General features: G+C 72.2%; 17 protein-coding genes. 5 read left to right on the top strand and 12 right to left on the bottom strand.

Annotated features, from left to right (window positions below; all coding sequences use genetic code 11):
* Positions 1-83: 83 nt before the first annotated feature.
* Positions 84-596 (bottom strand): HIT domain-containing protein, encoded by a 513-nt coding sequence (locus KBX00_RS07710; RefSeq protein WP_210824793.1) that lies wholly within the window; start codon positions 594-596, stop codon positions 84-86.
* 62 nt (positions 597-658) lie between these two features.
* Entirely contained in the window at positions 659-2,665 is a 2,007-nt protein-coding gene (gene thrS, locus KBX00_RS07705; RefSeq protein ID WP_210824675.1) for a threonine--tRNA ligase, read from the bottom strand.
* Between the two features lie 201 nt (positions 2,666-2,866).
* Between thrS and KBX00_RS07700 the strand changes: the two genes are divergently transcribed.
* Positions 2,867-3,748: a DUF1775 domain-containing protein gene (locus KBX00_RS07700; protein ID WP_210824673.1), complete on the top strand. Its 882-nt coding sequence runs from the start codon at positions 2,867-2,869 to the stop codon at positions 3,746-3,748.
* A gap of 23 nt (positions 3,749-3,771) precedes the next feature.
* On the opposite strand, the gene KBX00_RS07695 is transcribed toward KBX00_RS07700, so the two are convergent.
* Positions 3,772-4,692 (bottom strand): ADP-ribosylglycohydrolase family protein, encoded by a 921-nt coding sequence (locus KBX00_RS07695; RefSeq protein WP_210824671.1) that lies wholly within the window; start codon positions 4,690-4,692, stop codon positions 3,772-3,774.
* A gap of 74 nt (positions 4,693-4,766) precedes the next feature.
* Between KBX00_RS07695 and KBX00_RS07690 the strand changes: the two genes are divergently transcribed.
* On the top strand, positions 4,767-5,456 hold the full coding sequence (locus KBX00_RS07690; protein ID WP_210824668.1) for a response regulator transcription factor: 690 nt from the start codon (positions 4,767-4,769) through the stop codon (positions 5,454-5,456).
* A 17-nt stretch (positions 5,457-5,473) separates the two neighbouring features.
* Positions 5,474-6,889, top strand: a complete 1,416-nt coding sequence (locus KBX00_RS07685; protein WP_301547484.1) for a HAMP domain-containing sensor histidine kinase — start codon at positions 5,474-5,476, stop codon at positions 6,887-6,889.
* A gap of 241 nt (positions 6,890-7,130) precedes the next feature.
* Here KBX00_RS07685 and KBX00_RS07680 read toward each other — a convergent pair whose 3' ends face one another.
* Both KBX00_RS07680 and KBX00_RS07675 read right to left on the bottom strand, forming a co-directional pair.
* Complete coding sequence (locus KBX00_RS07680; RefSeq protein ID WP_210824666.1) at positions 7,131-8,156, bottom strand: adenosine deaminase; 1,026 nt, start codon at positions 8,154-8,156, stop codon at positions 7,131-7,133.
* On the bottom strand, positions 8,153-8,944 hold the full coding sequence (locus KBX00_RS07675) for a trans-aconitate 2-methyltransferase (RefSeq protein WP_210824663.1): 792 nt from the start codon (positions 8,942-8,944) through the stop codon (positions 8,153-8,155). The genes KBX00_RS07680 and KBX00_RS07675 overlap by 4 nt, the downstream gene beginning before the upstream one ends.
* 92 nt (positions 8,945-9,036) lie before the next feature.
* On the opposite strand from KBX00_RS07675, the gene KBX00_RS07670 reads away from it, so the two are divergent.
* Both KBX00_RS07670 and KBX00_RS07665 read left to right on the top strand, forming a co-directional pair.
* A complete protein-coding gene (locus KBX00_RS07670) occupies positions 9,037-10,020 on the top strand; it encodes an aldo/keto reductase (RefSeq protein ID WP_210824661.1) in 984 nt (327 codons plus the stop codon).
* A 110-nt stretch (positions 10,021-10,130) separates the two neighbouring features.
* On the top strand, positions 10,131-10,325 hold the full coding sequence (locus tag KBX00_RS07665) for a hypothetical protein (protein ID WP_210824658.1): 195 nt from the start codon (positions 10,131-10,133) through the stop codon (positions 10,323-10,325).
* Between the two features lie 106 nt (positions 10,326-10,431).
* On the opposite strand, the gene KBX00_RS07660 is transcribed toward KBX00_RS07665, so the two are convergent.
* From KBX00_RS07660 to KBX00_RS07630, 7 genes are all read right to left on the bottom strand, one after another.
* Positions 10,432-10,635 carry a cold-shock protein gene (locus KBX00_RS07660; RefSeq protein ID WP_011905669.1) on the bottom strand — a complete coding sequence of 68 codons (204 nt, stop codon included), beginning with the start codon at positions 10,633-10,635 and terminating at the stop codon, positions 10,432-10,434.
* 287 nt (positions 10,636-10,922) lie between these two features.
* Positions 10,923-11,195: a DUF4235 domain-containing protein gene (locus KBX00_RS07655; RefSeq protein WP_164445246.1), complete on the bottom strand. Its 273-nt coding sequence runs from the start codon at positions 11,193-11,195 to the stop codon at positions 10,923-10,925.
* Complete coding sequence (locus tag KBX00_RS07650) at positions 11,192-11,506, bottom strand: DUF3618 domain-containing protein (protein WP_210824657.1); 315 nt, start codon at positions 11,504-11,506, stop codon at positions 11,192-11,194. Before KBX00_RS07650 ends, KBX00_RS07655 begins: the two co-directional genes overlap by 4 nt.
* Complete coding sequence (locus tag KBX00_RS07645) at positions 11,503-11,955, bottom strand: phage holin family protein (protein WP_210824655.1); 453 nt, start codon at positions 11,953-11,955, stop codon at positions 11,503-11,505. The genes KBX00_RS07650 and KBX00_RS07645 overlap by 4 nt, the downstream gene beginning before the upstream one ends.
* Positions 11,956-12,102: 147 nt before the next feature.
* Complete coding sequence (locus tag KBX00_RS07640; protein WP_210824653.1) at positions 12,103-13,335, bottom strand: mechanosensitive ion channel family protein; 1,233 nt, start codon at positions 13,333-13,335, stop codon at positions 12,103-12,105.
* A gap of 138 nt (positions 13,336-13,473) precedes the next feature.
* Positions 13,474-14,295 carry a DUF1206 domain-containing protein gene (locus KBX00_RS07635; protein ID WP_210824652.1) on the bottom strand — a complete coding sequence of 274 codons (822 nt, stop codon included), beginning with the start codon at positions 14,293-14,295 and terminating at the stop codon, positions 13,474-13,476.
* A gap of 59 nt (positions 14,296-14,354) precedes the next feature.
* Positions 14,355-14,735, bottom strand: a complete 381-nt coding sequence (locus KBX00_RS07630) for a hypothetical protein (RefSeq protein WP_307868242.1) — start codon at positions 14,733-14,735, stop codon at positions 14,355-14,357.
* Positions 14,736-14,778: the final 43 nt, after the last annotated feature.

Genomic DNA, 14,778 nt, shown 5'->3' with positions numbered 1-14,778 from the left:
GCACGCGAGCGGGAGACGGCACGCGAGCGGGAGACGGCACGCGAGCGGGAGACGGCGCGGTGCTGGCGGGAGGCGGCGCTGGGTCAGGCGGGCCAGGCGCGGGCCAGCAGGTCGCGGGTGTCGCCCAGCAGTTGCGGCAGGACCTTGGTACGCCCGATCACCGGCATGAAGTTGGCGTCGCCGCCCCACCGGGGCACCACGTGCTGGTGCAGGTGGGCGGCGATGCCGGCACCGGCCACCCCACCCTGGTTCATCCCCAGGTTGAAGCCGTGGGCGCTGCTGACCTTGCGGATCACCCGCATGGCGGTCTGGGTGAACGACGCCAGCTCGGCCGTCTCCGGCCCGTCCAGGTCGGTGTAGTCGGCCACGTGCCGGTACGGGCAGACCAGCAGGTGGCCCGGGTTGTACGGGTACAGGTTGAGCACCACGAACACGTGCCCCCCACGTGCCACGACCAGGCTCTCCTCCGGCGGGCGGGCCGGGGCCAGGCAGAACGGGCACCCCGCGGGTCGCTCGTAGCCACCCTCGGGCCGATCCTCACCGGAGATGTAGGTCATCCGGTGGGGCGTCCAGAGCCGGTCCAGCCCATCGGCCATGTCCCTGTCGGTGTGCTCCTCCGCCCCAGTCACACCGGCGATCCTACGGCCCTGCTCAGCCGTCACATCTCGGCGGAGGGGCCGGTGTTGGTCCGGGAGGTGACCACGTCGAGGACGTGGGTGACCGCCTCGGCCAGCGGGACGCCGTTGCGCTGGGAGCCGTCCCGGTAGCGGAACGAGACCGTCCCGGCGGCCACGTCGTCGTCACCGGCGATCACCATGAACGGGATCTTCTGCTGCTGCGCGGTGCGGATCTTCTTCTGCATCCGCTCGTCACCGGCGTCGACCTGGGCGCGGATGCCCTCGGCGCGCAGCGCGGCGACGAAGCCGTGCAGGTAGTCGGCGTGGTCGTCGCGGATCGGGATGCCGACCACCTGCACCGGGGCCAGCCACGCCGGAAACGCCCCCGCGTAGTGCTCGGTGAGCACGCCGAAGAACCGTTCGATCGAACCGAAGAGCGCCCGGTGGATCATGACGGGCCGTTGCCGGGTGCCGTCGGCGGCCTGGTACTCCAGGCCGAACCGCTCCGGCTGGTTGAAGTCGACCTGGATGGTGGACATCTGCCAGGTCCGGCCGATGGCGTCCTTGGCCTGCACCGAGATCTTCGGGCCGTAGAAGGCGGCGCCACCCGGGTCCGGCACCAGTTCCAGGCCGGAGGTCTCGGCGGCGGTGCGCAGCGCCTCGGTGGCCTCGGCCCAGTCGTCGTCGGAGCCGATGAACTTCGGCGAGTCGTCGCGGGTGGACAGCTCCAGGTAGAAGTCGTCCAGGCCGTAGTCGCGCAGCAGATCCAGCACGAACGACAGCAGGGTGGTCAGCTCGCCGGGCATCTGCTCCCGGGTGCAGTAGATGTGCGAGTCGTCCTGGGTCAGGCCGCGTACCCGGGTCAGGCCGTGCACCACGCCCGACTTCTCGTACCGGTAGACGGTGCCGAACTCGAACAGCCGCAGCGGCAGCTCGCGGTAGGACCGTCCGCGCGACCGGAAGATCAGGTTGTGCATCGGGCAGTTCATCGCCTTGAGGTAGTACTCCGCCCCCTCCAACTGCATCGGCGGGAACATCGTGTCGGCGTAGTACGGCAGGTGGCCCGAGGTCTCGAAGAGCTGCGCCTTGGTGATGTGCGGGCTGTTGACGAACTCGTACCCCGCCTCCTCGTGCCGCCGACGCGAGTAGTCCTCCAGCTCCCGGCGGATGATGCCGCCCTTGGGGTGGAAGACCGCGAGGCCCGAGCCGATCTCATCGGGGAAGCTGAACAGGTCCAGGTCCGCGCCGAGCTTGCGGTGGTCGCGCCGGGCGGCCTCCTCAAGCAGCTTCAGGTACGCCTTCAACCCGTCCCGGGTCGGCCACGCGGTGCCGTAGACCCGCTGCAACTGCGGGTTCTTCTCCGACCCGCGCCAGTACGCGGCGGCCGAGCGCATCAGCTTGAACGCGCCGATCAGCCGGGTGTTGGGCAGGTGCGGCCCCCGGCACAGGTCCGACCAGCAGACCTTGTCCTCGTCGGCGGCGAGGTTGTCGTAGATGGTCAGCTCACCGCCGCCGACCTCCATCACCTCGGACGAGTCCAGCCCCTCGCCCTTGACGTCGATCAACTCCAGCTTGAACGGCTCGGCCGCCAGCTCGGTCTTCGCCTCGTCCAGGCTGTCGAAGCGGCGGCGCCGGAACCGTTGCCCCGACTTGATGATCTCCTGCATCCGCTTCTCGAGCTTGGCCAGGTCGTCGGGCTGGAACGGCTTGTCCACCGCGAAGTCGTAGTAGAAGCCGTTGTCGATCGGCGGGCCGATGCCGAGCTTCGCCTCCGGGAAGATGTCCTGCACCGCCTGGGCCAGCACGTGGGCCGTGGAGTGGCGCAGCACGTTCAGCCCGTCCGGCGAGTCCAGCGTGACCGGCTCGACCTCGGTCTCCTCGGCCGGACGCCAGTCCAGGTCACGCAGCACGCCGTGCGGGTCGCGGACCACCACGATCGCCCGGGGGCCGTTGGTGGGCAGCCCGGCCGCGGCCACCGCGTCGGCCGCCGTGGTCCCGGCGGCGACGACGACGGGGTCGGCCACGGCGGGGGTACGGGGTGCGGACACGGATGACTCCTCGCAGCAGACGTGACGGATGGTGCCGATGTCGGCTCACTGATGCTATCGGTCGCCCGGGACGTCGCCGCCGTCGACACCGACGCGGACGATTCCCGCCACCGTTGAACCTTTCCGGCCCCGGATCCGAACTACCGGGTGTGGCCGGAGCCGGTTCCGGCCGCGTGGACACGGATGGGAACCCAGATGGCGATGACGTACGGCACAGGCCGTCGACGCCGGGGCGCGCTGGTGGCCGCCCTGGCCACGGCCGTGGTGCTGCTCTGGCCCGCCACGGCGTGGGCCGACGGGGTGACCTTCACCCCGACCGAGGCGCAGCAGGGCAACGCGGTGAAGCTCGAATTCGTGGTGCCCGACGAGCGGCCCGGTGTCCGTACCGAGAAGATCGAGATCAGGATCCCCGAGGATCCGCCGATCGCCGAGGTGTACCCGCTGTCGGTCGCCGGCTGGGCGCCGACGATCACCACCCGGAAGCTGGACCGGCCGGTGTCCGGCATGCACGGCCCGGCCACCGACGTGGTGACCGCCTCGCTCATCTGGTCGCGGGCGAAGGGCCAGGCGGGCGAGGGCCCGGCTCGGCTGGTGTTCTCGATGGCACCGCTGCCGCAGACCGAACGGATGTCCTTCGAGCTGGTGCAGACGTACGCCGACGGTCTCCAGGTGCGCTGGGGCAGCGGCCCCGGCCAGCGGCCGCTGCCGGCGCTCACGCTGCTGCCGGGCGATCCGGCCTACCCGGGCGCCCACGGCGCGCACGGTGCCGCCCCCGGCGGCGCGGCACCCGTCGAGACGCCGCCCACCGCCGCCGCCGCCTCCGACGGCGGCCCGAACGCCAACAGCCTGCTCGCCGCCGGGCTGGTCGCCGGCCTCGGCGGCGGCGCGGTGGTGGGTTGGCTGATCAGCCGCCGACGCCGCGCGACGACGGAGGAGATCGACCGCTCGGTGCTGGACGAGGAGCGGCCCGCAGGCGACACCGGGACGACCCGTTCCGACGTGGGTGAGGTGGACGACTCCGGTGCGGCCGGGACGCCCACGGGTGCCGGTTCCGAGAAGGTCGAGGCGGGCGCGCGGCGGTGAGCGGCGGACGCGGCGCGTCCGGATCAGCCGGCCCATCCGGGTAGCGGCTCCCGGGCGGTCAGCCAGTCGGCCGGCACTCCGCCGCCGGTGGTGACCCCGGTGTACGCGGCGACGACCCCACCAACGATGGCGGCGGTGGTGTCCACGTCGCCGCCCGCCTCGACGCAGGCGCGTATCGCGGCCGGATAGTCGTCCAGGTGGGTGGCGGCGACCCAGCACGTGAAGGCGACGGTGTCCTGCGCGGTGACGCGGGATCCGTTGCCGAGTGCGTCCACCACCTCCGGCAGCGGCCGGCCGAGCAACCCCGCCGCCCGGCGTACGCCCCGGTGCACCTCGGTCGCCGGGTCCACGGCGGCGGCGACGGCGGCGAGCAGGCGACCCGGGTCCGGCCGGTCACCGTCCAGTCGGGCCCGGGCGGCTCGGGCGGCGGCCACCGCGACCGCCACCGCACCGGCGATCCCCTCCGGGTGGGCGTGGGTCACCTCGGCCGACGCCCGCGCCGACTCGACCACCCGGCTGGTCGAGTCGGCGAAGTACGCGCCCAACGGGGCGACCCGCATCGCCGCGCCGTTGCCGCAGGAGCCCTGCCCGTCGAACGCGGACGCGGCGGCGACCGGCCACGGGGTGCCGGTCCGGATCAGGCGCAGGACGCGCACCGCTCCCGGGCCGTAGCCACGGTAGGGCTCGCAGCGTTCGGCGAAGTCGAGTGCCAGCCGGTCCCGGTCGATTCGGCCCCCCTCGGCCAACTGGGCAAGCACCGAGCAGGCCATCTCGGTGTCGTCGGTCCACTGCCAGGGCGGTGGCGGGAGCCGACCGGCGGCCAGGTCGCCCGGGTGCCGGCCGGGTACGAAGAACTGCGAGCCGAGGGCGTCGCCGACCGACAGCCCGGAGAGGCTGTCGCGGGCCAGCGCCAGACGGGTGTCCGGGTAGAGGGTGAACGTCATGGTCACACCAGCTTGGCCGGTACCCGAGGTGGGCGCAATCACGCCGCACTTGCCGCCCCGAGTACCGTGCTTGGGTGGCCACCGTCCTCCTGGTCGAAGACGATCACGTCGTACGCGGCGCGATGCTTCGTTCCCTCACCGACCGGGGCCACGCCGTACACGCGGTGGGCACCGCGCTTGACGCGTTGCGCCGGGTCGCCGCCGAGACGCCGGACCTGGTGGTGCTCGACCTCGGCCTGCCGGATCTGGACGGCTCGGACGCGTTGCGGATGCTCCGGGGCATCACCGACGTGCCGATCATCATCGCCACCGCCCGCGACGACGAGCAGTCCGTGGTGAAGCTGCTGCGAGCGGGTGCGGACGACTACATGATCAAGCCGTTCACCGGCGCGCACCTGGACGCCCGGATCACCACGGTGCTGCGCCGCGCTGGCCGGGCCAGCCGCTCCGCTCAGCCGGCCGTGCACAGCGTGGGTGGGCTGCGGGTGGACGTCGGCGAGCGCAGCGCCCACCTCGACGGTGCGGCGCTGGCGCTGACCCGCAAGGAATTCGACCTGCTGGCGTATCTCGCCGCCCGTCCTGGCCGGGTAGTGTCCCGGCGGGAGCTCTTGGAGGAGGTATGGCGGCAGCCATCGGTCGGCGAGGATCAGACCATCGACGTGCACCTGTACTGGCTACGGCGCAAAATGGGCGAGTCCGCGGCGAAGCCGCGCTACCTGCGCACCGTGCGGGGGGTGGGCTTCCGGCTGGTGGCGCCGGACTGAGGCGGTCGCTGGCGCTGTTGACGGCCGGCGTGGGCACCCTGCTGGCGCTGGCCTTCCTGGTGCCGCTCGGGCTGACCCTCGGCGGGCAGGCGCGGGAGGAGGCGATCGCCGACGCGGCCCGGCGCAGCGCGTTGGTGACCGGGGCCCTCGCCATCAGCACCGAGTCGGCGGTGGTGACCCGGGCGATCGAGGCCAGTGGCGGCGACCCGGCGACCCGGCCGGTCGTGCACGGGCTCGACGTGGACTCGACCGGCGGGCGGGCCGACTCGGCGCACCTGGCGCAGGCCCGGGAGCAGGGCCGGTCGCTCGTCGTCGACGTCGACGGCGGGGTGCTGCGACTCGATCCGGTGGTGCTGGGCGAGCGGACCGCCGTGGTGGAGGTCTTCGTGCCGGACGACGCGCTCGACGCCGGTGGTGGCCGGTGGTGGCTGCTGATCGGGGTGGCCGTCGCGCTCGTGGGTGCTGCGATGCTCGTGGTGGACCGGCTCGCCGCCCGGGCGGCGGACGCGAGCCGGGCCCTGGTCAAGGCGGCGCTCGCGATCGGCGACGGCGACCTTGGCGTACGTGTCGAGCCGCACGGCCCGCGCGAGCTGGTCGAGGCCGGCCACGCGTTCAACCGGATGGCGGAACGGTTGGTGGCGGCGCGCACCGAGGAACGGGAGCTGGTGGCGGACCTGTCCCATCGGCTGCGTACCCCGCTGACCGTGCTGCGACTGGACGCCGAGGCACTGGAGTCCGACGACACGAGTGTCGGCTCGTTCAGCCAGGCCGAGCTGGACTACCGGCGCGGCATCCGGCGGATCCGACAGGCGATCGTCACCCTGGAGGGCGAGATCGACGTCCTGATCAAGACCACCCGCAAGGCGGTGGCGACCGAGGCCGCGCCACCGGCGATGTGCGACGTGAGCGAGGTGGTCCGGGACCGGATGGTCTTCTGGGCCGCCCTCGCCGGTGACCAGAACCGCCCGCACCGGGTCTCCGGTGCCCAGTTGCGCATCCCCGCGCCGGTTCCCCGGGCCGAGCTGGCCGCCGCGCTGGACGCCGTGATCGGCAACGTGTTCCGGTACACCCCGCAGGGCACCGCGTTCGAGGTGGCGGTGTCGCGCCGCGACGGCTACGTGGCCATCCGGATCGACGACGCCGGCCCCGGCATCGCCAACCCCGATCGGGCCCTGCGGCGCGGCACCAGCGACCAGGGCTCCACCGGCCTGGGGCTGGACATCGCCAAGCGGGTGGCGCTGCAGGCCAACGGCTCGGTCAGCATCGACCGGGCGCACCTGGGCGGGGCGAGTGTGGTGATGCTGCTGGCCGACCCGGAGGCGACGCCGCGCCAGGTCAGCCGGTTCGGTCTGGTGGGCCGGATGGCTCGGGAGGGCCGGGAGCAGAAGGCCGGCGGACGCCGTTGGCCACGGCAGCGTCCGACGGACGGGTGAACGCGGGTACGGCCGTCGTCGTCCCGGGGCTGTGTGCCGGCGCAAGTCTTCCTTAGATCCGAATTAACCCCGTTCCACCCGACCGGTCCCGACTGACAGGATCGCTGGTGAACCCAGCAGTTCCACCGGCCTGTCGCTCCCAGCGCAGCCGACCGGTGGAGCCGTGCGCGCGGCGGGAGACACGGTCCCCCCACACCTCCTCCCGCCGCGCGCCACCTGGCCGGCCATCCGGGCGACGGTGTCAGCCGCGCCGGTCGGTCAGGTAGGTGTCGATCTCCGCGAGGATCCGCTGCTTGCCGGTCCCGTCGAGGAAGGACGCGGTCACCGCGTCACGCGCCAGCGCGGCCACCCCGTCCGGACCGATGTCGAGCAGCCGGGCGGCGACCGCGTACTCCTCGTCGAGGGTGGTGCCGAACATCGGCGGATCGTCGGAGTTGATGGTCACCAGCACCCCGGCGTCGACCAGCCGGCGCAGTGGGTGCTCGTCGAGGTGGGCCACGGCCCGGGTACGCACGTTCGACGTCGGGCAGACCTCCAGCGCGATCCGCCGCTCGGCCAGGTACGCGAGCAGGTCCGGGTCTTGCGCGGCGGAGATGCCGTGGCCGATGCGTTCCGCGCCCAGCTCGTGCAGCGCGTCCCAGATCGTCTGCGGGCCGGTGGTCTCCCCGGCGTGCGGCACCGACCGCAGCCCGGCCGCGCGAGCCTGGTCGAAGTAGGGCTTGAACTGCGGTCGCGGCACACCGATCTCCGGGCCGCCGAGGCCGAAGCTGACCAACCCGTCGGGGCGTTCGTCGAGCGCGATCCGCAGCGTCTCCTCGGCCGCCGGCAGGCCGGCCTCGCCGGGGATGTCGAAGCACCAGCGCAGCTCGATACCGAAGTCGGCGGCGGCCCGCTTGCGCGCGTCCTCGATCGCCTCGCAGAACGCCGGCGCCGCGATGCCGCGGCGCACGTGCGAGTAGGGCGTCACGGTCAGCTCGGCGTAGCGAACCTGCTGGCGGGCCAGTTCCCGAGCCACCTCGTGGGTGAGGATCCAGACGTCGTCCGGGTCGCGGACCAGGTCCACCACGCTGAGGTACAACTCGATGAAGTGGGCGAAGTCGCGGAACACGAAGTAGTCGGCCAGCAGTTGCGGGTCAGCCGGGACGGGGCTGCGTCCCTCGTGCCGGGCGGCCAGCTCGGCCACGATGCGGGGCGAGGCGGAGCCGACGTGGTGCACGTGCAGCTCCACCTTGGGCAGTCCGGCGATGAAGGTACGCAGGTCGGTCACGAGTTCTCCTGGGCAGAACCGGTACGGGCGACGACGAAGATCCGTCGGAACGGGAAGTACACCTGGCCGTGCCGCACCGGGTACGCCTCGGCGAGGCGTACCGCGAGCGCGGCCCGGAAGGCCGACCAACCGGCGGCGTCCAGCGCCGCCCGGACCGGGCGCAGCGCGGTGCCCTCCAGCCAGGCCAGCACGGGATGGTCCGGATCGGGATCGGCCGCCAGCAGGTGCACGTAGGTAGTCTCCCAGGCGTCGACGGTGCAACCGGCGGCGACCAGCGACCTGGTGTAGTCGACCGGGTCGGCGACCGGCGCCTCGCGCAGCAGCGGGGTCAACGCCGCCCGCCACGGTGGCCGACCGGCCACCTCGCGCAGCGCGCGGTGCGAGGGCGCGTCGAAGTTTCCCGGCACCTGCACCGCCAGCCAGGCACCAGCCGGCAGCTCGGTGGCCCAGCGGACGAGCAGGTCCCGGTGGCCCGGCACCCACTGGAGCACCGCGTTGCTGACCACCACGTCGGTGTCCGGGTCGGGACGCCAGTCGCGCACGTCCGCCACCTGGAAGCTGGCCGGGACGTCCAGCGTGGTGGCCCGCGCGATCATCTCCGGCGAGGAGTCCAGGCCGACCACCCGGCTGTCCGGCCAGCGGGCCGCCAGCACGGCGGTCAGGGTGCCGGGTCCGCAGCCGAGGTCGACCACCCGCCGGGGGCGGTCGGCAGCCACCCGGGCCAGCAGGTCGTGGAAGGGCCGGGACCGTTCGTCGCCGTAGCGCAGGTACGCCGTCGGATCCCACATGACCGCCCCCACCTCTCGCAAACCGTACGTCCGTCTTGTTTACCGTACGGCCCGGCCACCGGCGCGGCAAGCCGGGTCACTAGGCTCACCGTATGGAGCAACGCACGTTCCCCCGAATGGATCGCCAGGTCGGCGCGGTCGGGCTCGGCGCCTGGCAGCTCGGCGCCGACTGGGGCACGGTCACCGAGGACGACGCGATGGCGGTGCTGACCGCCGCGGTCGACGCCGGGGTTACCTTCCTGGACACCGCCGACGTCTACGGCGACGGACGCAGCGAACAGCTGATCGGACGCTTTCTGGCGGCACACCCCGACGCCGGGCTGACCGTGGCGACCAAGATGGGCCGGCGGGTGGCGCAGACGCCCGAGGCGTACACCCTGGACAACTTCCGCCGGTGGACCGACCGGTCCCGGACGAACCTGGGCGTGGACACACTGGACCTGGTGCAGCTGCACTGCCCGCCGACGGCCGTCTTCGGCACCGACGAGGTCTTCGACGCCCTCGACACCCTGGTGGCCGAGAAGCGGATCGCCGCCTACGGCGTCAGTGTGGAGACCTGCGACGAGGCGCTCACCGCGATCGCCCGGCCCGGGGTGGCCAGCGTGCAGATCATCCTCAATGCGTTGCGCCACAAGCCGCTCGAACGGGTGCTGCCGGCCGCCTCGGCCGCCGGGGTCGGCATCATCGCCCGCGTCCCGCTGGCCAGTGGCCTGCTCTCCGGCCGCTACGACGAGCACACCACCTTCGCCGCCGACGATCACCGCAACTACAACCGGCACGGGGAGGCGTTCGACGTCGGCGAGACCTTCTCCGGGGTGGACTTCACCACCGGCCTGGCTGCCGTGCGACGGATCGCTCCGCTGGTGGGCCAGGAGCGCACCATGGCCCAGTTCGCGCTGCGCTGGGTGCTCGACCAGCCGGGCGTCACCGTGGTCATTCCCGGCGCCCGGGACGCCACCCAGGCCCGCGGCAACGCCGCCGTGGCCGGCCAGGCACCACTGTCCCCCGGGGAACTGGCCGAGGTGACGGCGGTCTACGACGACCTGATCCGCTCCCAGGTGCACCACCGATGGTGAGCGGCGGTTCCGGTGGCGGCCCCTTCGGTGCTGGGCCCGCCGGTGGCGGGCAGTCCGCCGCGCCCGGCGGCGCGCGGTCAGGTGGCGAGCCACAGCGGAGGGAGACCGTGATGACCGGTTGGCTGCGGCTGACGCTCGGCCTGCTGGCCGTGGTCGTGGGTGCGGTGTGGACGGTGCAGGGCCTCGGTTACGTCGAGGGCAGCGTGATGACCGGCCAGCGGATCTGGGCGGTACTCGGGCCGCTGCTGATACTTGTCGGGTTGGCCCTGCTCTGGCTCGGCGTCCGCGCCCGCAACCGGCGCTGAGGCGACCGCGGCAACGATGCGGAAAGCCCCGCGTCCGTTGGGACGCGGGGCTTCGCACTGATTCGGGGACTGCCTCGCCACTGGCCGACGGTCGCCGACCGGTGCCTCAGAGGGGGCGGACCTGCTCGGCCTGCGGACCCTTCTGGCCCTGGGCGATCTCGAACTCCACCCGCTGGTTCTCCTCCAGCGTGCGGTAGCCGCTGGTCTGGATTGCCGAGAAGTGGACGAACACGTCAGCACCCCCGCCGTCGACGGTGATGAAGCCGAAGCCCTTGTCAGCGTTGAACCACTTCACGGTTCCCTGCGCCATGTGTATCTCCTTCTAAAACTGGCGGCCGAGCACACCGTGCGGCCGGTTGGCCGTCTTCGAGCAGCGGTGCCTGAGGCGGCCCCCGGTGAAGGAGACTTCTCTCAACCCACGCCGTCTCTCAACAGCGTGGAACAGCTTAACCACGTACGCAGAAAGTCTGCAGAGCCTAGTCGGCGAAATTCTCCGACATGTGACCTGACGGATGCGCCGAACCAGTCGGGCGAGGCGGTGGGCAAGGCGAAAGGCCCCCTCACCGGCAACCGACGAGAGGGCCTTGAGACGGGCCTTCAGTCCGGCCAGCTACCGGTCAGCCGACGGACGCCGACCGCACCGCCCCGATCCACCGCGGCCCGGACGACCGAGAAGATGGCGCCCTGCAAGGCGGCCGCCGCGAGAATCTCACCCCAGCGGCGGTCCTCGTCCGTCGGGTTCGGCGCCTCGCCGTCACCGGCGGTCATCTTCCACACCTGGCGGAAGACCGCGCCCGCGATCGCGCCGGCGGCGAAGCCCATCAGCACGCCGACCGGCTTGTAGGCGGCCCTGCCGATTCCCTTGCTCACGCACGCCTCCCTCTGATGATCATCAATATCACGGCGGCGGCGAGCGCACCGGCCGCGAGCGCGACGAACGGCGCGGGACCCTGGCGACTCGGACCCTGCTGGTGGTTGAGGCCAGCCTGGGCGCGTACCCGGGCGACCGTCATCGCAGCCTGCTCGCGTACCCGCTCCCGGGCCTGGTCCGCCGAGGACTTCAGTCGCTTCTTCACGTCGGCCTTGGCGGCCAGCGCCTCCATCGTCTCGCCCAGTTCGACGCGGGTACGCCGGATCTCCTCCCGCAGCGCCTCCGTGTCACCCGTACCGTTACCTGTCATGCCCGTCCCCTGTCCTTCACCGCAGCGCTGACCACGTCGACGTCGGCCCGCAGGCTGCGCACGGTCGCCTCGGGCACCGGCGGGACCGCGCGGCCGACCCGGCGCTTGCCGATCAGCGCGAGCACTCCGGCGACCAGGAACAGGGCCACCGCCACGATCAGCGCGGCCGCCCACGCCGGCAGCACCAGGGCCAGCAGGAGGATCCCGGCGGTCACCAGTGCCCCCAGGCCGAAGAAGGCGAGGCCACCGGCCCCGGCGAACAGGCCGACACCGATGCCGGCCTGCTTGCCCTTCTCGGTCAGCTCGGCGCGGGCCAGCGTGAGCTCGTCCCGAACCAGGCGCGAGACCTGCTCGGTCGCCCGCTGGACCAGTTCGGCGGTGGACGGCTCCGTCCCGTTGTGGGGCATCCGCCCGTTGTGGGACGTACGGGCGTTCGCCACGTCAGCCATGCTGTCCCCCTCTCGTCATCACCGCGCTGTATGCCCGGAGTCGCCGCTCGTCAATCCTGTTCCCGGAAAAGGGGGCAGAAGCGTCGGGCAGCACGTCCCCGCCGAACGCCCCGCCAAACCTCCACATCCGAGTGGATAACGAGGTGGTCAGCGGCGAGGTTCGGCGGGCTCCCGAGGTTCGGCGGGCTCCCGAGGTTCGGGGGTCTCGTCCGGGCCGACGAAGGCCTCGTTGCGGGCGTGGCCGTCGTCGCTGCCACCGAAGAGCCGGGCGTCGTCGGGCACCTCGGTCTCGGCACGGCGGCGGGTCGAGTGCCGCGGCTGGATCCACTGCCACGGCAGGTCGCTGCCGCCGTCACCGACCTCGGTACGCAACCGGGGCATCGCGGTGGGGCGGTGGTCGCGTACCCAGGCCACCAGGTGTTCCCGCACGCGACAGCGCAGATCCCACAGGGCACCCGCGTTGCTGGCGCTCACCAGCGCGCGAACCTTTATCGTCCCGCCGGTCGCGTCGGTGACCTGGAGGACACAGACCCGGCCGTCCCACAGCTCGGTGCTCTCCACCAGCCGGCGCAGCTCCTCCCGCATGGCCTGTACCGGGATCGACCAGTCGACGTCGAACTCGGCGGTGCCCAGCACCTTCGCCTCGGTCCGGGTCCAGTTCTGGAACGGTTTGCTGGTGAAATAGGAGGTGGGCAGGATCAACCGCCGGTCGTCCCAGATCTGCACCACCACGTAGCTGAGGGTCAGTTCCTCGATCCGACCCCACTCCCCCTCGACCACCACCACGTCGTCGAGGCGTACCGCGTCGCTGAAGGCCAGTTGCAGGCCGGCGAAGACGTTGCCGAGCAGGCTCTGCGCGGCCAGGGCGGCGACCACACCGACCACACCGGCGCTGGTCAGCACGCCGGCGCCGATGCCCCGCACGGCGGGGAAGGTCATCAGCATCACGCCGACGGTGAGCGTGACGATCACCACGACCGTCACCCGGCGCAGCATCACCACCTGGGTGCGTACCCGCCGGGCGTGCCGGTTGTCCGGCACGTCCACCCGGAACCGGGCGAGCGCGGTGTCCTCGACCACCACCAGCAGGCACGCGACCAGCCAGGCCACCGCGGCGATCACGGCCAGCACCAGCAGGTGCAGCAGGGCCTGGCGCCAGCCGGTGCCGATCGCGTACCCGGTGCTGAACCGGACGGCGAGCTGCACGGCGAGCACGGTGGCGGCGACCTGGAACGGGCGGTGCGCGTGCTGGGTCAACTCGGTCAACAGCAGCGAGCGGCGGCCCCAGCGGCGGGTGAGGCGGTGCACCACCTCGACCACGGCAAGAGCGATCGCCGCCGCGGCGAGCGCGGCGACGACCGTCACGAGGTAGCTGTGCACGTGTTGCTTCTCCTTCCGGCCCGACGGCGATCCCCGGTGGTGGTGTCCGGCGTGCGGGCAATCAAGATCCGGCAAAGGGGCAATGGTGCCCTGGATCGCCGGCCCCGGCCACCGCGGGGGTGGCCGGGGAGGAGAAGGTCATACCTTGCGGTAGCGGGACTGGAGGAAGCAGTAGACGCCGAAGGCGGCGATGCCCAGCGCGACGAGGGTCAGCAGGATGGTGCCGAATGCCTGGTCACGCAGGGTCCGCAGCGCGGCGTCCAGACCACGGGCCTTCTCCGGGTCGTAGTTCACCGCGGCCAGTATGACCAGCAGGCCGGTGACGGCGAAGGCGACACCCCGGGAGGCGTAGCCGGCCATGCCGAGCCGACGGGCGAGCTGCCGGGTCTTGGCGCTCATCTCGCCGGTCTTCAGCCGCTTCATGAACTTCTTCTTGAGGCCGTAGATCGTCATGCCGACACCGATGCCCGCGAGCACCAGACCGGCGAGACCGACCAGCCAGCGACCTCCGGTGGACTCCATCAGCCGGGCCGACAGGTCCTGCTGCTGGGAGGCGCTGTCGGAGTTGGCGTCGGAGAAGACCTTCCAGGCGGTCCAGGCCAGCCAGAGGTAGATCAGCGTGCGGGCGGCGGAGACGACCCGTTCCTTGAGCCGGTCGTTGCCCCGCTCGGTGCGGTGCCCGACGGCTGCTTCGAGGGCCTGCCAGATCGCCATGGCGAGCATGCCCACGGCGATGGCGATGACCACGAACTGGCCCATGGGTTGCGCGGCGAGGGTACGCAGCGCGCCGGACTGGTCGCCGTCGTCGGACGAGTTGCCGAACGCGATCTGCAGCGCCAGCCAGCCGAACAGCAGGTGCACGATCCCGTAGCCGATGAAACCGGCCCGGGCGAGGAGTTCCAGCCACCGGCTGTCGGCCGTACGGGCGGCGGTGGCTTCGGCGTTCCGGGTAAGAGGCATGGCGCCTCAATCTCCGAACGCGAAGATTTCCAAACGTGCTGGCCGCCGCCCGAATGGCATCAGCCGCCGTTGCGTGCGATGCGGACCTTCACCTCGCTGTCGGTGACGCTGTCCAGGGTGACCGCGAGGCCGCCGACGTCGGCCGCCTGCTGGCCGACCGTGAGGGACAGCTGCTCGCCACCGACCTCGATGGTGACCACGTCGTCCTGCGCCTCGACCAGACGGGCCTCGACGCCGAGGATGTTGGCCCGGGCGTCCACGCCCCGGTCGAAGGTCACCGTGCAGGCGTCCAGGCCGCAGTCGGTGCTGGCCCCCTCGGAGCTGCACCCGGCCAGCAGGGCCGCGCCGAGCGCGAGCCCGGCCAGCAGGCCGGCGATCCGGGTGGGGGTGGCACGGGCGGGGTTGAGTGGGGTCCGGCGGGCGAGGGATCGGTTCGTCACGCCGTCAAGCGTACGAGACACCGGCGAAACGACCGGCCGGGCC

Origin of the sequence: Micromonospora sp. C95, assembly GCF_018070465.1 — a bacterium.
In the GTDB taxonomy this organism is placed as follows: domain Bacteria; phylum Actinomycetota; class Actinomycetes; order Mycobacteriales; family Micromonosporaceae; genus Micromonospora.
The sequence above is the reverse complement of the archived record's forward strand: the minus strand, read 5'-3'. Positions and strand labels throughout refer to the sequence as shown.